12 protein-coding genes are annotated in these 19,202 nt (G+C 36.1%); 4 read left to right on the top strand and 8 right to left on the bottom strand.

The window, feature by feature from the left end; genetic code table 11:
* Positions 1–89 precede the first annotated feature (89 nt).
* Complete coding sequence (locus YWA_RS0113495) at positions 90–1,526, top strand: glyceraldehyde-3-phosphate dehydrogenase (protein WP_245557719.1); 1,437 nt, start codon at positions 90–92, stop codon at positions 1,524–1,526.
* A gap of 291 nt (positions 1,527–1,817) precedes the next feature.
* Here YWA_RS0113495 and YWA_RS0113500 read toward each other — a convergent pair whose 3' ends face one another.
* From YWA_RS0113500 to YWA_RS0113530, 7 genes are all read right to left on the bottom strand, one after another.
* Entirely contained in the window at positions 1,818–4,082 is a 2,265-nt protein-coding gene (locus YWA_RS0113500) for an aconitate hydratase (protein WP_022829048.1), read from the bottom strand.
* 307 nt (positions 4,083–4,389) lie between these two features.
* Complete coding sequence (locus YWA_RS0113505) at positions 4,390–5,343, bottom strand: AAA family ATPase (RefSeq protein ID WP_022829049.1); 954 nt, start codon at positions 5,341–5,343, stop codon at positions 4,390–4,392.
* A 43-nt stretch (positions 5,344–5,386) separates the two neighbouring features.
* On the bottom strand, positions 5,387–6,805 hold the full coding sequence (locus YWA_RS0113510) for a peptidylprolyl isomerase (protein ID WP_040472220.1): 1,419 nt from the start codon (positions 6,803–6,805) through the stop codon (positions 5,387–5,389).
* Positions 6,789–7,643 (bottom strand): hypothetical protein, encoded by an 855-nt coding sequence (locus tag YWA_RS0113515; protein ID WP_022829051.1) that lies wholly within the window; start codon positions 7,641–7,643, stop codon positions 6,789–6,791. Before YWA_RS0113515 ends, YWA_RS0113510 begins: the two co-directional genes overlap by 17 nt.
* Entirely contained in the window at positions 7,644–9,608 is a 1,965-nt protein-coding gene (locus YWA_RS0113520; protein WP_022829052.1) for a peptidylprolyl isomerase, read from the bottom strand.
* 193 nt (positions 9,609–9,801) lie between these two features.
* Entirely contained in the window at positions 9,802–11,727 is a 1,926-nt protein-coding gene (locus tag YWA_RS0113525) for an OmpA family protein (RefSeq protein WP_022829053.1), read from the bottom strand.
* Positions 11,728–11,739: 12 nt separating this feature from the next.
* Positions 11,740–12,672: a PorP/SprF family type IX secretion system membrane protein gene (locus tag YWA_RS0113530; protein WP_084683094.1), complete on the bottom strand. Its 933-nt coding sequence runs from the start codon at positions 12,670–12,672 to the stop codon at positions 11,740–11,742.
* Between the two features lie 206 nt (positions 12,673–12,878).
* Between YWA_RS0113530 and YWA_RS0113535 the strand changes: the two genes are divergently transcribed.
* Entirely contained in the window at positions 12,879–15,911 is a 3,033-nt protein-coding gene (locus YWA_RS0113535) for a sensor histidine kinase (RefSeq protein WP_022829055.1), read from the top strand.
* On the opposite strand, the gene YWA_RS0113540 is transcribed toward YWA_RS0113535, so the two are convergent.
* Positions 15,887–16,561, bottom strand: coding sequence for a response regulator (locus YWA_RS0113540; RefSeq protein WP_022829056.1), 675 nt, complete (start codon positions 16,559–16,561; stop codon positions 15,887–15,889). The genes YWA_RS0113535 and YWA_RS0113540 overlap by 25 nt on opposite strands.
* Before the next feature lie 158 nt (positions 16,562–16,719).
* Here YWA_RS0113540 and YWA_RS0113545 point away from each other — a divergent pair, with 158 nt between their 5' ends.
* Both YWA_RS0113545 and YWA_RS0113550 read left to right on the top strand, forming a co-directional pair.
* Complete coding sequence (locus YWA_RS0113545) at positions 16,720–18,309, top strand: peptide chain release factor 3 (RefSeq protein WP_022829057.1); 1,590 nt, start codon at positions 16,720–16,722, stop codon at positions 18,307–18,309.
* 22 nt (positions 18,310–18,331) lie between these two features.
* Positions 18,332–19,069: a tyrosine-protein phosphatase gene (locus YWA_RS0113550; RefSeq protein ID WP_022829058.1), complete on the top strand. Its 738-nt coding sequence runs from the start codon at positions 18,332–18,334 to the stop codon at positions 19,067–19,069.
* Positions 19,070–19,202 lie beyond the last annotated feature (133 nt).

The raw sequence follows: 19,202 nt of genomic DNA on the forward strand, positions 1-19,202 counted from the left end.
CTTTACGAAAACGTTTGAATTAAGTACTTTTGCACCAAATTTTAAAAAACAACACTAACTTTTTTACAATTACAGAAATGGACAAAAACATGACCTACGAAAAGGAACTTTCTTTTCAAGCAGACAGAAGACGTGCCGGAGTAAAATTCATCAACATCATTAGTGATTTATGGTACGACAAATCAATTGAATTGGTTTTCTTCAGAAATCAGTTGATCGACCGTAACGTAAGTGACATTATCAATTTGCACGAATATGCAAACGCTTTCGTGGGCAAACCAATTTCTGTGTTTGATTCTGTGGAAATCGCTGCAGCAATCGCTTCATTAGATTTACCACCTTCTAAATTAGACATCGGTAAATTAGCATACGAATTTCATTTAGAGCACGACCAATATAACGATGCAAAATCTTTTGTCATCGCTAAATTGAAAGACGCGAAAGAAAGCAAAGAAATCCAACCTAAAAACGTAGTTCTTTACGGATTTGGACGAATTGGACGTTTATTAGCTCGTGAATTGATGTCAAAAACAGGAAAAGGAAGTCAGTTGCGTTTGAGAGCGATTGTGACAAGAGATAAAAATGACGCTACTACTTTAGAGAAAAGAGCTTCATTGTTACGTCACGATTCGATCCACGGAGATTTCCAAGGTTCAGTAATTGCTGATGTGGAGAACAATGCGTTGATCATCAACGGAACAACTGTTCACATCATTACAGCAAATGCTCCAGAAGACATCGACTATACTACTTACGGAATCGAAGATGCTTTAATTATTGACAACACTGGTGCTTTTACAGACGAAAAAGCATTAGCAAGACACTTGACTTCAAAAGGTGCTCATAAAGTTTTATTGACAGCTCCAGGAAAAGGGGTGCCAAATATCGTTCACGGTGTAAACCAAAACGAATACAACCCAGATACAGTTGACATTTTCTCTGCAGCTTCTTGTACTACAAACGCGATTACTCCAGTATTAAAAGCGATTGAAGATACGTTAGGAGTTGTAAAAGGTCACTTGGAAACAATCCACGCTTACACTAATGATCAGAACTTAACCGATAACATGCACAAAAAATACCGTCGTGGTAGAGCTGCAGGTTTAAACATGGTTATTACTGAAACAGGTGCTGGAAGTGCGGTTGCAAAAGCATTGCCTTCTTTAGCAGGAAAATTAACTTCTAACGCGATTCGTGTACCAGTTCCAAACGGATCATTAGTGGTTTTGACTTTAGAAGTGAACAAACAAACTTCAGTAGAAGACATCAATGCAATCATGAGAAAATATGCATTGGAAGGTGAATTAGTAGAGCAAATCAAATATTCAGTAAACAACGAATTGGTTTCTTCGGACATCATCGGAACTTCAGCTCCGTCAATTTACGACAGCAACGCTACAATCGTTTCTGCTGATGGTAAAAACATCGTATTGTACATCTGGTACGACAACGAATATGGTTACAGCCACCAAGTAATTCGTTTAGCAAAATATATTGCTAAAGTAAGAAGATTCAATTACTACTAGTAGAAATTATGATTTTTGAATTATGACGTAAGTTGTAAGTTTGAAATTAGATTTCCGATATTATATTTAAAAGTCTGTTTCTTAATTGAAACGGACTTTTTTTTTGGTTGAGTTTTACACAGATTACACGAATTAGCACAGATTTTGAAATTGAAAAATGGAATAGATTTTAAAAAGCATTAAGATTCATAAACACTTAATTTTCTTAATCTCTTAATGATTCAAAATTAATCCATAAAAAAACTCCCGATTTCTCGGGAGTTTTAAATATTCGTAAAAACTAAACTTTAATTACGCTTTCCCAGCAGCAATCAAGTTTAATGCTGAACCAGCCACAAACCATCCGATTTGTCCTTCATTATAAGTATGATTTGCCATGATGATGTCTTTTGAACCATCTTCATGCACAAATTCTAAAGTCAATTGTTTCCCTGGAGCAAATTCTTTTAAATCTACGAAATTGATGATATCATTTTCTTGGATTTTATCATAGTCGCTTTCCGTTGCAAACGTCAAACCTAACATTCCTTGTTTTTTCAAATTCGTTTCGTGAATTCGGGCGAAAGATTTCACTAAAACTGCTTTCACACCTAAGAAACGAGGTTCCATTGCTGCATGTTCACGAGAAGAACCTTCACCGTAATTATGATCACCCACAACAATTGAAGGAATTCCAGCTGCTTTATAAGCTCTTGCTACTGCAGGAACCGCATCGTAAGTTCCGGTTAATTGGTTTTTAACTGAATTCGTTTTTTGAGTGTAAGCATTGATAGCTCCAATCAACATATTGTTTGAAATATTATCTAAATGTCCTCTGAAACGCAACCATGGTCCAGCCATTGAGATGTGATCCGTCGTACATTTTCCGAATGCTTTTATCAGTAATTTGGCACCTGTAATATTGTTGCCATCCCAAGGTTGGAACGGAGCTAATAATTGCAAACGCTCAGAATCTTCACTTACAGAAACGACAACACCAGAACCGTCTTCAGCCGGAGCTTGAAAACCTGGATCTTCAACGTCGAAACCATTTGGTGGCAATTCGTCACCTGTTGGCTCTTCTAAACGTACTTCTTCACCGTTCTCGTTGATCAATGTATCTGTTAATGGATTAAAACCTAAATCTCCAGCAATTGCTAAAGCAGTTACCAACTCTGGTGAACCTACGAAAGCTAAAGTGTTTGGATTTCCATCTGCTCTTTTTGAGAAGTTACGGTTGAACGAGTGAACGATTGTATTACGTTCTTCTTTTTCAGCTCCTTCTCGGTCCCACATTCCAATACAGGGTCCACATGCATTTGCAAATACTGTGGCGCCAATTTTTTCAAACGTATCAATAAATCCATCGCGTTCAATTGTATATCGAATCGTTTCTGAACCTGGATTAATGGCAAATTGTGATTTGGTTTTCAATCCTTTTGCAGCAACTTGTCTGGCTAGTGAAGCTGCACGAGAAATATCTTCATAAGAAGAGTTCGTACAAGAACCGATTAAACCAACTTGAATCTGTAAAGGCCAATTGTTTTTAATTGCTTCTTCTCTCATTTTTGAAATTGGCGTAGCCAAATCTGGCGTAAAAGGACCGTTCAAATGTGGTTCTAATTCAGAAAGATTGATTTCAATAACTTGGTCAAAATATTTTTCTGGATTTGCATACACTTCCTCATCTCCTGTTAAGTATGGAGCAATTTGATCAGCAGCATCAGCCACATCAGTTCTTCCTGTAGCACGTAAGTAACGACCCATTGAAGCATCGTAACCAAAAGTAGAAGTTGTAGCTCCAATTTCAGCACCCATGTTACAAATAGTTCCTTTACCTGTACAAGACATTGCTGTTGCACCTTCACCAAAATATTCAACGATAGCACCTGTTCCCCCTTTTACGGTTAAGATTCCAGCTACTTTTAAAATAACATCTTTTGGAGCCGTCCATCCTGATAATTTACCAGTCAATTTTACTCCAATTAATTTTGGGAATTTCAATTCCCAAGCCATACCTGACATTACGTCTACGGCGTCAGCACCACCTACTCCAATGGCAACCATTCCTAATCCTCCTGCATTTACGGTATGTGAATCCGTACCAATCATCATTCCACCTGGAAACGCATAATTCTCCAATACTACTTGGTGAATAATTCCCGCTCCTGGTTTCCAAAAACCAATTCCGTATTTATTTGATACCGAAGAAAGAAAATCAAACACTTCGTTACTTTGAGCATTAGCTCGTTTCAAATCAGCTTCAGCACCGACTTTTGCTTGGATCAAGTGATCGCAATGTACCGTTGTAGGAACTGCAACCTTTGGTTTTCCCGCATGCATAAACTGCAACAAAGCCATTTGTGCCGTAGCATCTTGACAAGCTACACGATCCGGTGCAAAATCAACATAATCCTTACCTCTGGTAAAAACCGTGTTCGGATTTCCTTCCCACAAGTGGTTGTATAAAATTTTCTCAGTTAAGGTAAGTGGATGTCCAACAAGTTCACGTGCTTTATCCACACGAGACGGCATGTTTTCATACACCTTTTTAATCATTTCAATATCAAAAGCCATAATGTAGTATGTTAGTTTTTTAATCACACAAAATTAGTGAATTTCAGGCAGAATTGCACTATCAATAATAAAAACAACTATTCGAACAATTATTAGTTTCAAATCGTCAATTTAGTTGATTATTATTAAATATTTTTTATTTTTAGTTTAAAAAATTATGCTTTTGCTATTTTAAGCAACATTTTTTATCAAATTCGGAATTGCTTCTATTTGCAATTACCTAGAACGCTTCTAAATTACGCTTGTATTAAAAAGGCCCACTGACTTTTACGTCGCAGGCCTTTTAAAAAAGTATATTTTTTTGCTGTTAAAACAACTGCTTGATAATTTGCTCAATCGTTATTCCTTCCGCATCTGCTTTGTAATTTTTCACCACACGGTGGCGCAAAATTCCAATGGCAACTGCTTTTACATCTTCTATATCTGGTGAAAATTTTCCGTTAAAAGCGGCATGTGCTTTGGCTGCTAAAATTAAATTTTGCGAAGCCCTTGGTCCAGCACCCCAATCAATATAATTTTTAATATAGTCCGTTGCCAAATCGTTGGAAGGTCTGGTTTTAGAAACCAATGTCACGGCATATTCAATCACATTATCGGCTACAGGAATTCTACGAATCAACTGTTGGAACTCCGTAATTTCTTGTGCGGTAAATAGTGGATTAATCGTCTGTTTGAGATCCGAAGTTGTACTTTTTACCACTTGTACTTCTTCAGCAAAAGAAGGATAATCTAAATTAATCGAAAACATAAAACGGTCCAATTGTGCTTCCGGTAACGGATACGTTCCTTCTTGCTCAATTGGGTTTTGCGTAGCCAAAACAAAATACGGCAAATCGAGTTTATAATTATGTCCTGCAATCGTAACAGACCGTTCCTGCATCGCTTCTAATAAAGCCGCTTGCGTTTTCGGTGGCGTCCTGTTGATTTCATCTGCCAAAATAATGTTCGAGAAAATAGGTCCTTTAATAAATTTGAACGTACGATTCTCATCTAAAATTTCACTTCCTAAAATATCCGACGGCATTAAATCCGGTGTAAACTGAATTCTCTTAAAATCCAATCCTAAGGCTTGTGCCAACGTATTTACCATCAAAGTCTTCGCCAATCCTGGAACTCCAACAAGTAAGGCATGGCCTCCTGAAAAAATACTTAAAAGTATTTGATCAACAACAACGTCTTGGCCTACGATGATTTTTGCAATCTCAGCTTTTAACGCTAAACGTTTCTGAACTAAATTTTCAACAGCAGTGATATCAGACATGGATTAAATTTTTAGAATTAAAGAGTAACAACTTACTACTGGTTTATTTTTTCAACCAATTGTTTACAAAATCACAGTCGCGGTATTCGCCATTGATTTTAACGTATGTATCTTTAATTTTCTCTTTGCTCCACTTTGCAATTTCCTTAATTCGTTTGTCACTCAAGGCAAATTCTTTGATTTTCAAATAATCTTGTGAGTAATCAACGGGATGCGAAGGAATTCGATTTGTAACCATCATTAATTTATAAATCTTTCCTTTCACGCGGTCTTCTTCTAAAAAAGGAAGCGAAACTTCACCTGTTTTCAAATTCGAAACTTGACCGTATAAAACAGCGTCTAATTTTGTCATATCAAACTTACTATCCAATGATTTTGGATTCAATAAAGTACCACCATTTGCTCTCGTTTCTTTCTCATCAGAAGAACTTCTCGCTGCATCCGCAAAACTGATTTCGCCATCAACAATCTTTTTCCGAATCAAAGTAATTTCGTCTTTTGCTTCTTTCAAAGACTCTTCAGAAACTTTTGGCGCGATTAAGATGTGTCTTAATTCTACATCCTGACCTTTAATTTTCTCAATATAAATAATATGAAATCCGTATTCCGTTTCAAAAGGTTCTGAAATCTGACCTTCATCTAAACTAAAGGCAACTTCTTTAAATTCCTTTACTAAAGGTGATTTACGGTTTACTTTCATGTAACCTCCGTTCGATTTTGATCCAGGATCTTGCGAATACAAAACCGCTTTACTGTAAAAACTTGATCCTGCAGCAATGTCGCTTTTGAACTCGTTTAATTTATCAATGATTTTTTGTTTCTCAACTTGCGTAATTTTAGGATAAATTACAATTTGCGAAATCTCCACCTCATCACTTACGATTGGCAATTCTTCTTTAGGAATGTTTACGAAAAAGTTGCGTACTTCTTCCGGCGTAATTTCAACTTTTTCAATGATTGAATTCGTCATCGCAGACGTCAACTTATTCATTTTCAAAATATCAAAGAAATAACGTCGGAACTCTTCTTCCGAATTTTTCTTATAAAACTTCACTAGATCATCCATTGAACCCCGACTTTGCTCTAACATGATGTCAATTTTTTCCTCCATCATGCCATTGATTTCTGCGTCAGAAACAATAACACTATCTTGTTTTGCCTGGTGTGCATAAAGACGCTCTTCAAGTAACTTCCCTAACATTTGGCAGCGGCTGATTTTAGAAATATCATTTCCACTTGCTTCCGCTTCAAGAAGGTTTTTATCAATATCGGAATCAAGAATAATGTAATCACCAACCGTGGCAATGATGCCGTCCACTTTCATTCTGCCTTTAAAATTTTTTGAAGTTTCTGGGGCTTTCTTTACCGTATCCGTCACCACTACATCTTGGGCTTTCGCCAAACCCAACGAGCCTAAAGTCAACAATACTACGGCTAAATTTCTACTACTTAAAAACTTCATAATCTTTATTTTTGATTGCATCTTCTGTAATTTCTTTTTCAAACTTTTTTATTAATTCTAACTTTCTTCTATTCAAAATTACTTGTTGCAAAGTTGGTTTTAAATATTCAAACGGACTAATTTGATTTCTATTAATCACTTTTTTTATTTTCACTAAATACACATCATTTAACGAATCCGACTTTTCAAAAGCCATTCCTTCGCTGATGTATTTATCTCTATTTTCCGGAGTGATAAATGGCACTCTGCGGTATACTTCATTCATTGATACCCAAACTGAATCATTCAGTGCTGAATTTTTAAACTGCATTTGGTACGTGCGCCAAAACTTCGCATCCGACTTCTTAAAGTTTAAAAAATTACTTTTTATAGTCGCATATTTGGGATGGTCTTTCGACAAATGCAAATACCTCAACTGCACCAGCGTTCCATTTGTTTTAAAATTTTCCTTATTCGCGTCGTAATACCTTCTTAGTTCACTGTCATTAATCACAGTATCTACGGTAGTTTGCACCATTTTTTCAATGTAAGCTTTCGTATACAAGTCGTTTTTATACTGACGTACTAAAACGCTAAACTCTTCTTTTTTAGCATCGTCTAAATTCCGTTCCGCTGCCGTAACTAAAAGCTTTCGCGTGACCCAACGGTCGATGTAGCTTTTAATCAATAAGGTGCTGTCTTCTTTTGATGTGTTTTTCGGAACCAAACTGTCCAACTCAGAAGCATACAAATAACTATCTCCTACTCGTGCCACAGCTTGCGGATCATTTTCTTTCTTGAAATATGTACAAGAAGCAAACAATGCAATTGTCAATATCAGGAGACACTTTTTAAACATCTACGACTTGATTTCTGCTTTTACTTCTTCAAAAATCGGCTGATTTACTTTAATATTAAATTCCTTTTTTAAATCAGAAACCCAGTGTTCTTCCAAATATTGTTGGTAATCATTGACTACTTTTCCTTCACATTCTTCAAACGTTTTTTGAGCTGCCGGAAGTACATTTTTAATTCGACTTACATAATAATACGCACCTTCCTTTGTAATTGAAGTCAGCCCTTTTTTATCCCCTACGTTTTGTGGCAACAACGTACTACCTTCTTCAAAAATTCCTTCTTTTTCAATTACTTCCAAATCTGTACCTGAATTCAAAGTCTGTTTAATTTCAGCTGCCGACTTTCCTTTTTTCAACAGTTTCTCTGCTTTTTTGATGAACTCTTTTTTCGTTGAAGAAACCACTAAAATATCATAACGCTTTTTCCACTGGTAGTTCTGCTTGTTTTTATCATAAAAAGACTGCAATCCTACTGTATCTGTTTTTGATTTCTCCCAGATTTCTTTTTCCATAAGGTCAAAAAGCAACAATCCGTCGCGGTATTCACTCATTACATTGGCAAATTCCGGAAACTCATTTTCCAAATTACTATTGTAATATTTATTCAACTCCGCATCCGTAAATTGTTCGTACAACACTGAAACCATTTTTGACAATGGTTTAACATCCAAGGCTACTCTTTGGTTATTTTGAATGTAATTCAAGAAATCCCGACCCGAACTTTTGGTGGTATTTACGGTCAATAAATTTTCATTGAACGGTGTTTTTATCTCTTCACTTTTCCACATTCCTTTGTAAAAGTCATCCGTAAACGACTTTTCAATTGCCGCATACACTTTTTTATCGGTAGTGATTTTATACTTCTTTCTCAAACGCTCCGTAACCGAATTTTCAATTAATCGAGAACGTTCATCACGGCCAATTTTGCTTTGCAAATCCTCTTGCATTTCTTCAAAAGATTTCACTGGAATTTTCTCGTTCAAACGCACGATGTGAAAACCGAAATTGGTTTCAAAAGGCTTGGAAAGCGGTTGTTCTTTGGTCAAGCCAAAAGCAACATTTTCAAATTCATCTGAACTCAACTGACCGGAACTGAAAGGAGCAATTCGACCTCCGTTTGGTGCTGATGATTTATCATCTGAAAACTGTTTCGCAACCTCTTCAAATTTTTCGCCTTGATTCAATTTTTGATACAACTCTTGAATACGCAATTTGTTTTTCGCATTTAAATCTAAATCTTCTGATTTTGTCAACATTATATGCGAAACAGCAACTTCTCCTCGATTGTCGCGAACGGCATTCACTTTTATCAAATGGTATCCAAAACGAGAACGAACGGGATTAGAAACTTGACCAACTGCTGTTTTATAAGCGCCAGATTCAAAAGGATACACCATTCTAAATACTGAGAAATAACCCAATTCTCCTTTATTTTCTTTTGCGGAAGGATCTTCTGAATTTTGCATTGCAAGTGTTCCAAAGTCTTCTCCTGCTGCTGCTTTTTTGCGTACTGCAATTGCTTTGTTATATGCTTTTAATGTGTCTACTGGACTGGCATTTTCGTCTACCAAAAATAAAATGTGCGAAGCGTTGATTTCTTTTAACGAACGATCGTAGGCTTCTTGAACCAACTCATTCGTCACTTTTACATCGGTCAAATAATTTTTAGCGAGTTGGGTTCGGTAGGAATTCAACTCATTGATGTATTTGGGATTGTTTTGCAAACCCAATTCATACGCTTTGTTGATTTTTAATTTATAGCCAACGTACAAATCGAGGTATTTATTCAGGTCTTTTTGAGATTCGTCCTTAACCAGATCGATGTTTTTGTTGTACACTCGCTTGAATTCATCCGTATAATAAGGAGTTTCATTGATGGTAAATAGAATCCTCTTGGACGAGTCTTGTGCTTTAGAAACAAAAGCGGTTACTAGCAAAAAACCCAACAACAACTGTTTTAATTTCATTTGTTTAACCTATTATATTACTATTATTTAGCGCTTCAAAATTAGGGCGACTGCTGCAAATTTAAGGCGCAAAAAACGCTGATTTACAACGACCAACAAAATTAACAATTCAAAAACATTATGCAAGTTACTTGAATACTATTAACAAAAAATTATACGGAGTGGTTTTTACCTGTTTTTAGGGCAAATAAAATCAGATTCCCGTTACTATAAATTCACTTCTTCTATTGAATTGGTGTTGTACTTCCGAACATGGAATTCCATCAGCACAACTGTTTATTAGTTCTGTTTCTCCACATCCTTTTCCTGTCAACCGATTCGCTTCAATGCCGTTTTCTACGAACCATTTCAACGTAGCTTTTGCTCTCTTATTTGACAAAATCAGATTATTTTCATCCGTATCACGACTGTCGGTATGGGATTTTATAATTATGGTTACTGAAGGACTTTGTTGTAAAACTCTTTTAATTTTAGCCAACTCAATTGCCGCATCTTCGCGGATGTCCCATTTCCCGAGGTCGAAATAAATAGGCAATAGCGATAAATTTTTAGCCAAATCGTCTCCAATTTTAAAAGCAGGTTGGACTTGCTGTATAATTATGTTTTGAAGATGCATTTCCTCATTTACTCTTGGCAGCACCACAATTTCCTGCGAAACAAATCCATCTGAGGTGAATTCGATGGTATATTCTTGTTGGCACTCGACAGTAAAATGATAACGACCTTCTGTGTCCGCTGTCGTTGTGGAAATTTGCGTTCTATTGGCGTCAAGCAATCGAATTACCGGGTTTAATTGTAAATCTGTCTGTTGTGCTGCAACCACACTTCCTTCCAAAATCGTTTCGCACGGCAGTGAAATTACTTCCTCAAATTCGTAGATGTCGTCCATTCCAATTCCATTGACACGATTTGACGTGAAATAACCGGTTTTAGTCGTTTCGTTCATTATAAATCCGAAATCATCCATGGCAGAATTTACAGGCGTTCCTACATTTTGAGGTGGTGAAATTTTAAAATTACCTGTTATATTTGACACAAAAATGTCTAAACCTCCAAAACCATCGTGACGGTCTGAAGAAAAATACAATTTGTTGTTTTGACTTGCAAAAGGAAAAGTTTCTCGTCCAAACGTATTGATGTTTTTTCCTAAATTTTGAGGCGTTGCAAAACTACCGTCGTCATTTATAGCAACGCTATACAAATCGGATTGTCCAAAACCGCCGGGTTGATCGGAAGCAAAATACATTGTTTTTTCGTCGAAACTTAAAGCGGGATGAGCCACATTATACCTGTCGCTGCAGAACGATAACGGACCAATAACTTTCCATTCTTCGTCAATTTTTACTGCTTTGTAGATTTTCAGTAAAGTCGTTTGGTCTTCATTTGTTCCCGGTTTATTGCGATCAGAGTTATTTCTAGTGAAATACACCGTCAATCCATCTTTTGTAAAAACAGCAGTAGATTCATTAAATTTAGAATTGATGCTTTTTGAAAATTTAGCAGGCTTGTCATTTGCTGTATCCGAATGAACCACATATAAATCCGTAAAACGATGGTTGGTCCAAGAGTGTTTGCGTTTGAAAATTGTTCCTGTGTCTCTTGTAGAAGCAAAAACAATTTTGTCACCAAAATAAGACGGTCCAAAATCAGAAAGTGCGGAGTTAAAAGAGGCCAACTTGACATTAAATCTACCGGAATTTTTAATTCGATTCGTTTCTATGGGTTGATTAGACCGACTTGAGTCATCCGTATTTTCATTGGGAAAATGCAACTCCATTTTTTTCAAAAGCGTCGTAGATCTATCTTCTTTTCCAATAGATTTCAGTGTTTGTGCATATCTGAAATAATGAATTTTCGAATTGTTATCTGAATTTTTGAATAAGAGTTGGTACCATTTGGCGGAAGCCGGATAATTTGCATTAAAGTAGTACGCATCGGCTAATGCTGCATAAATTCTTGGATTACCAAAACCTTTTTCGACTGCTTTTTCAAAACTGATAATGGCATCACTATAAGCTAAATTTTCAAATTGTTGGTACCCTCTTTCTACCTCTTTTTGCGACCAAACAGGAACGGCAAAAATGAAGAAACAAACAAAAAAAATAAATCGGTTTTTCATGTGTATTTGGATTTAGAAAAAACGAGGTGAAACAATTTTATCGTACTTTGAGAACAGTTCCAAACGCAGAAAAATTTCATGCGAACCTGAATTGTAATTTGCTAATCGCGTTGTTTCGGCATCGTAAGCATAGCCAATTTGCCACGCTTTGGTGACTTGAAAACCGACCAAAGCTGTGACAGCAGCATTAAAACGGTAGCCGGCTCCAAATGTGAATTTGTCGTTGAACAGAAAATTTGCAGAAACATCAATTTGCAAAGGAGCTCCTTGTACCAATTTAGTCAATAGTGCAGGTTTAAATTTCCAATCGGAATTCAAATCAAACACACTTCCTGCAATGAAATAAAAATGCATTTTGTCATTTGCTGTGGAACTAATGTTGTCGTCGTAGCGTTTGGTTTCTAGAAAATGAGGTATTGAAACTCCCACGTAATTTTTATTGGAATGCAAATAAACACCGACTCCGACATTTGGCGAAAATTGATTGTCTATTTCATTTTGCTGACTCAAAATAATATCATTTGGATCCCGAATCGTCATTCGACTGTAGTCAACGCTCAACCAATTGGCGGAAGCCTTGATTCCAAAAGATAATTTATAAGAAGCCGCAAGGGGAATTGAGTAGGAAACGTCAGCGGAAACCGTATTGTCGTCTGAAACCCCAATCCGATCGTTGACCACTGAAATCCCATATCCCAAAGCCGAGTTCGCTACTGATTTGTTAACCGAAAACACATTCGTTACCGGAGCGCCGTCAAGTCCCACCCATTGATTGCGGTGCATCAGAAAAATACTTGTCACACCCCGAGAACCGGCATAAGCAGGATTAACAGCTACCGTATTGTACATGTACTGACTGTACTGGGAATCTTGCTGACTTAGGACAACCGTTGAAGTCAAGAAACTGATGAACAGTAAAAAATATCTAGGTAGAAATAGTTTCATGCTGCTGATTTACGTCTGCAATGGAAAGTTGCGTTGAAATTGACTGTTGAAAATTACAAAAATTAATTCAAAGCCACTCCCTTTTCGTATTTGAGATAAATGTAAGTTGAATTACACATTTTACTTACGAATTTGCAAGCTAAATATTTAAAATTCAAAACTTATGATATATATTTGAAGATACAAAATCATTCTAATTCGAATTTATGCGTTTTCAAAAAATCCTTTATACGTGGCTGGCAACTTTTTGCTTTTTTACTGTTGCTATAGCCCAAACGCAAAATCGGATTAATTGGACGGCTGACAGTGATTTACTTCCCCAGAATAGCGTAAAATCTATTATACCAGATAAATACGGTTACATTTGGCTCAGTACAGAAAATGGATTGGTTCGTTTTGATGGATTGAATTACAAAATTTACAACAGTAAAAATTTACGTTCAAAGAGCAATCGAATCCTTTTTATTCAGGGCAATGCTGCGTCAGATACTTTATTCGCAGGTACGGATGTTATTGGTGAATTGATATTAATCCATAACCGTACTGCGGTTAAAATTGATCCTACCACCGTAAAAAATGCTGCTGTTTACATTAATGAGCTTAAAAATTCTTACAATTCGTTTGGCACCAGTCCCTACAAAATTGAATTGCGAAATATGTCGTACCGCATTCTTCTTAATTCAAAACGGTACTATCTAATTACTGAAAAAATGGTGCAATATTACTCGTCTACCAACGAGTTATTGAGCGAAGTTCCATTTGAGCATTCCAATTCAAATTATTTTTTTACGATAGGTGAGAAATTATTCTATCTCGAAAATAAAAAACAATTTGCCGTATTTGATGAAGGTAAAATAGAATGGCATACACCTCAATTTGAGTTAGCGTCTAACTTTAAAATACTATGGAATAAAGGGAGCGAACAGGTCTTTTTACAATCAAATTCAAAACTGTTTCAAATTACAAGTAAGGAAAATAAACTTAACTCTAAGTTGCTCTTAACAGACAACCAACTGCCATTTGCAAATTTAAATTCTGCTTACTACGACAAAGTACGTTCAATTATTTTTTTAGGCAGTAGTACAAATGGTTTGGGTATTTACCGCATACGCAGTTTTAAAACACAAACAATAGTAGATGACAAACAATCCGCTGTTTTTTATGCCATGCATCCACTGACGGACAGTACAATTATTACCTCTTCTGGTGTTGTGATGAGTAAGGACACGATTCTACACCAGTACAACTTTACGAATAAAGAACGAACAGCCATGGCAATGGACGCTGCTAATAATATATGGTTAAAAAGCAGTGCAGAGTTGTATCAATATACCAAAGCAACAGGATATACGGTACGGAAAACGTATGGATTTAAAGAAAGAATTGGTACTATCTTTTTAGACAATTCGAATAAAATCTGGATTACTTTTGAAAATAACTATCGAACTACAAGTAAGCTTCTTTCTTTTACACCTTCCGAACATCCGGTTTTTAAAAACAGCATCAATCTAAATTTTTATATAAACTACATTAAACAACGCGACGATGGAACGCTTTGGATCGCTGGTTCAAAAGGACTCTATTTGTTTAATCCGAAAACTTATTCTCTAAAACGTATTGATGGAACTTCTAAATTAAACATAAGAAGTGTTTTAGAAACAGAAAAAGAGGAGGTTTGGATTGCAACCTACGAAAGTGGGTTTTATCTGCATAAAAACAATACGTTACACCATTTCCCGCTGGACAAGAAACAGTATCTATCGACGACGCACTATTTTATAGCAGATGGAAAAGGATATTTCTGGATCACTACAAATAAAGGTCTTTTTCAGGTTAAAAAAGAAGCATTACTTGCATATATAAAAAACCCGAAGCGCGGTATTTATTACCATTATTACAGTAAAAATTCTGGTTTTCTAACCAATGAATTTAATGGTGGTGGCAGTCCTTACGCCGCAAAACTAGGAACCCAATTGTTCCTACCGAGTATGAACGGAGTCGCTACTTTTGACACCGAAAAAATTGTACCTCTTGAACCAAAAAATCCGATATACATTGACAGAATTGATGTTGACAATAAAGAAGTCAGCCTTAATATTCCTTTAAAATTACCAAAGGACTACAAACGGGTAACCTTTAGTTTTTCAAGTCCGTATTATGGAAATGAGTTAAATTCCAATTACGAAGTCATGTTGGAAGGCCCTACAAATCTTGAATGGACAACACTAAATGCGGAACAAGAATATTCATTGATGAAATTACCTCCGGGAAATTATACATTAACAGCTCGGAAATTAGCAGGATTTGACTCCGACTATATCTACAAAAAAATAAATCTAAGTATTGAACCCACGTTCTACGAGACGAACTGGTTTGTTGTACTCATCGCATTAGTGATCATGCTTCTGGCGTATTGTTTTTCAAAAATATACTCGAATAATGTGCGTCACAGAAATAAAATACTGATTCAGAAAATCAAAGAAAAAACAAAAGATTTACAGAATACGATATCGACTTTGCGTGCTACGAAAGACAATATGAAGCGACAAGCCGACAAAAACAATAAGTTGATTCAGATTATTTCCCATGACATTAAAAGCCCACTGAAATTTATGTCGATGGCAAGTAAGTACATGTACGATGATTTTGACCCGAACAGTCCTGATTTAAAAGAGAACATTCTATCGATTCATACTTCTTCCTCGCAAATCTATAATTTCTTAGATAACATACTTTCTTACTCTAAAGTAAATAACGAAGATGGAGCACTGGCAAACGAACGTTTTCTACTTTTTAACGAAATTTACGATAAAATAGAATTGTTTAAAAACATTGCCACTTCACAAAAAACGAAGGTGATTAATGCTATACCGCAGACGTTGCAATTGAATACAAATAAGTCCTTGTTTGCGATTATCATTCATAACTTACTGGACAATGCGTTGAAGCATACTGTTACGGGAAAAGTTACGTTTTCAGCAGAGCAAAAAGAAGATGATTTTTTTATTACGATTGCCGACGAAGGAACGGGAATGGATTCAGAAACGCTGACGTATTATCAATCTGTAATTTCAGATTTTGATGGGCATGAAAATAGATCCAAACGAAAGTTAGGCCTTCATTTAGTCATTGAACTTATGCTAATTTTAAATGGAAAAATTGAACTGATTAGTCAAGAAAGTAAAGGAACAACCGTTATATTACAATTCAGCAATCAGACCGAAAAGGAGTCGTCGTAAGCTTGCAGTAGTGAAACCAAAGCGACGGTATTACTGATCGCTAATTTCTCAAAGATTCGGTTTTTATAGGTACTTACGGTGCTGGTTTGCAAATTGAGTTTGTTGGCAATTTCTAAATTCCCTTCTCCTTTTACAAGCAAACGCGCAATTTCGATTTCACGGTTGGAAAGAATATCCAATGGATTGTCGGATTCCTTTTTTAAAGTCGCATTTATAATTTTCTGCTTGATAGCCTCGCTCATGTAGGTTCCGTCTTCCAGCATGGATTTAAAGGCTTTTTTAAATTCCGTTTCAGAACTTAATTTATTCAAATAACCTTCGGCACCTGCTTTTAAATAACGCATGGCGTACAATTCTTCTTCGTAAGCGGAGAATACTAAAATTTTAATTTCTGGATTGATAGCTTTTACGAGTTCAATCATTTGTACTCCTTTTCCTTCAGGAATAGAAATGTCTAAAACGAGTAAGTACACTGCGTTGTTGCGAAGTTGTGTTAATGCAGTTTCAAAATCGGCGGCGTGTAAAATGGTCAAGTCTTTGTAAGATTCTTTCAATATCATTGAAATGCCTTGTCTTACTACACTGTGATCATCGGCTAATAAAATGGTCTTCGATAAATTGGTCATCTTAAAACTATTGTCTATATTCATAACTTTTTCAAAAATACTGCAAAAACTTCAATTTATAACCAGTAGCCTTTAAATTATTACTAAATTAATATCGAATACTTTAAAAGAATAAGACGTATCTACTTTAAAGCCTATTTATTCCGCTAGAATCATTATTTTTGCATCCAATAAAAAATACTATGAGTTTTAATACAGAAATTGACAGACGCCGAACCTTTGGAATTATTGCCCATCCCGATGCGGGTAAAACAACCTTAACTGAAAAGTTATTGCTTTTTGGAGGTGCGATTCAAGAAGCAGGTGCTGTTAAAAACAATAAAATCAAAAAAGGAGCTACTTCCGATTTTATGGAAATTGAACGCCAAAGAGGGATTTCAGTTTCAACTTCTGTATTGGCTTTTAATTATAAAAATAAAAAAATAAACATCCTTGATACTCCTGGACACAAGGATTTTGCAGAAGACACCTTCAGAACTTTAACAGCAGTGGACAGCGTTATTGTGGTAGTCGATGTAGCAAAAGGAGTGGAAGAACAAACAGAAAAGTTAGTAGCGGTTTGCCGCATGCGAAACATTCCCATGATCGTCTTCATCAATAAATTAGACCGAGAAGGAAAAGACGCTTTTGACTTGATGGACGAAGTGGAACAGAAATTAGGTCTTACAGTAACGCCGATGAGTTTCCCAATTGGTATGGGTTATGATTTCCAAGGAATTTACAACCGATGGGAAAAGAACATTAATTTATTCAGTGGCGACAGCCGTAAAAACATCGAAGAAACGATTGCTTTTTCGGATGTAAATAGTCCCGAATTAGATGGAATTGTGGGTGCAAAACCAGCCGCTCGTTTGCGCGAAGAATTGGAGTTGATTGACGAAGTCTATCCCGAATTTGATCGAGATGCTTACCTGAATGGTGATTTGCAACCCGTGTTTTTTGGTTCGGCTTTGAATAATTTCGGAGTTCGAGAGCTTTTAGACTGTTTCGTAGAAATTGCTCCTTCACCCCGACCAAAAGAATCAGAAACGCGATTAGTTGATCCTAAAGAAGAAAAACTATCCGGTTTTATCTTTAAAATACACGCCAATATGGATCCAAAACACCGCGATCGATTGGCATTCTTAAAAATTGTTTCGGGTACTTTTGAACGAAACAAACCGTATTACCACGTCCGTCAGAAGAAGAATTTCAAATTCTCAAGTCCCAATGCGTTCTTTGCTGAAAAGAAAGAAATTGTAGACATCTCATTTCCAGGCGATATTGTAGGATTGCATGATACCGGTAATTTCAAAATTGGCGATACCTTGACCGAAGGTGAAATCATGAGTTTCAAAGGTATTCCAAGTTTTTCTCCAGAACACTTTAGGTACATTAATAATGCAGATCCTTTGAAAGCAAAACAACTGGACAAGGGAATTGACCAATTGATGGACGAAGGTGTAGCCCAATTGTTCACTCTAGAAATGAACAATCGTAAGATTATTGGAACCGTTGGTGCCTTACAATACGAAGTAATTCAATACCGATTAGAGCACGAATATGGTGCAAAATGTACTTACGAAAACTTCCCAGTGCACAAAGCTTGTTGGGTAAAACCCGATGATGCAAAAAACGACGAGTTTAAAGAATTCAAACGAATCAAGCAGAAGTTTCTTGCCAAAGACAAATACGGTCAGCTGGTGTTTTTAGCCGATTCCGATTTTACTATTCAAATGACAGTTGCTAAATACCCATCGGTTAAATTATTCTTTACGTCTGAATTAGATTAACGCGTTTAAAACCATCGTCCCAATGCTTTTTTTCAATAAGAAAACAATTTTAAAAGATTTAATTCCCGACGATCACATTGATTTCCATTCGCATTTGTTGTTTGGGATTGACGACGGTGCGAAAACTTTTGACGATACAGCAGGACTTGTACAATCGTTGATGAAATTTGGCATTAAACAGTTCATCACCACGCCTCACGTGATGCAACACGTTTGGGAAAACACCACGGAAATCATTATCAACCGACAAAATGAAGTAAACGAATTGCTAAAACTCCAGCAAATTGACGTCACAATAAAAGCTGCTGCGGAATATTTAATGGACGACCATTTTGCAAAACTGTTCAAAAGTCAGCCTCTATTGACTTTGAAAGACAATTATGTATTGGTCGAAATGTCGTACATCAACGCGCCAATTCAGTTGTATGAAATTTTATTTGACTTACAAGTTGCCGGTTACAAGCCTGTTTTAGCACATCCAGAACGGTACAATTTCTATCACAATAATTTTGACGAATATAAGAAACTCAAAAAGCAGGGGTGTTTGTTTCAACTGAATTTACTTTCCGTAATGGGATATTATGGTGAAGGTGTGGCAAAAACAGCTCAGAAGTTATTGACACAAGGCATGATTGATTTTGCAAGTTCGGATACGCATCATCAGAAACACATCGCGGCTTTTGATGGAAAAGTGCTTTTAAAAGACATGAAACCTTTGCAAGAAGCAATTTCGAACAGTGCGTTTTTCAAACAAAAATAATGGTTCACACCTTCTAAAATACCGTTTTTATTCAAAATTTGCTACGATCAGTTAGCGCTACTAGTAAATTAAGAATATACCTTTTTCGCCTGAATTGTTTTCGAAGCCACTTATTTACTTAATTAAAATATAC

Source organism: Flavobacterium antarcticum DSM 19726, from assembly GCF_000419685.1.
GTDB classification, from domain to species: Bacteria; Bacteroidota; Bacteroidia; order Flavobacteriales; family Flavobacteriaceae; genus Flavobacterium; species Flavobacterium antarcticum.

What these genes read in the sequence shown, in the direction of transcription:
- YWA_RS0113495 (WP_245557719.1), top strand. Translation starts at nt 90, where the DNA reads ATGACCTACGAAAAGGAACTTTCTTTTCAAGCAGACAGAAGACGTGCC.
- YWA_RS0113500 (WP_022829048.1), bottom strand. Translation starts at nt 4,082, where the DNA reads ATGGCTTTTGATATTGAAATGATTAAAAAGGTGTATGAAAACATGCCG.
- YWA_RS0113505 (WP_022829049.1), bottom strand. Translation starts at nt 5,343, where the DNA reads ATGTCTGATATCACTGCTGTTGAAAATTTAGTTCAGAAACGTTTAGCG.
- YWA_RS0113510 (WP_040472220.1), bottom strand. Translation starts at nt 6,805, where the DNA reads ATGAAGTTTTTAAGTAGTAGAAATTTAGCCGTAGTATTGTTGACTTTA.
- YWA_RS0113515 (WP_022829051.1), bottom strand. Translation starts at nt 7,643, where the DNA reads ATGTTTAAAAAGTGTCTCCTGATATTGACAATTGCATTGTTTGCTTCT.
- YWA_RS0113520 (WP_022829052.1), bottom strand. Translation starts at nt 9,608, where the DNA reads ATGAAATTAAAACAGTTGTTGTTGGGTTTTTTGCTAGTAACCGCTTTT.
- YWA_RS0113525 (WP_022829053.1), bottom strand. Translation starts at nt 11,727, where the DNA reads ATGAAAAACCGATTTATTTTTTTTGTTTGTTTCTTCATTTTTGCCGTT.
- YWA_RS0113530 (WP_084683094.1), bottom strand. Translation starts at nt 12,672, where the DNA reads ATGAAACTATTTCTACCTAGATATTTTTTACTGTTCATCAGTTTCTTG.
- YWA_RS0113535 (WP_022829055.1), top strand. Translation starts at nt 12,879, where the DNA reads ATGCGTTTTCAAAAAATCCTTTATACGTGGCTGGCAACTTTTTGCTTT.
- YWA_RS0113540 (WP_022829056.1), bottom strand. Translation starts at nt 16,561, where the DNA reads ATGAATATAGACAATAGTTTTAAGATGACCAATTTATCGAAGACCATT.
- YWA_RS0113545 (WP_022829057.1), top strand. Translation starts at nt 16,720, where the DNA reads ATGAGTTTTAATACAGAAATTGACAGACGCCGAACCTTTGGAATTATT.
- YWA_RS0113550 (WP_022829058.1), top strand. Translation starts at nt 18,332, where the DNA reads ATGCTTTTTTTCAATAAGAAAACAATTTTAAAAGATTTAATTCCCGAC.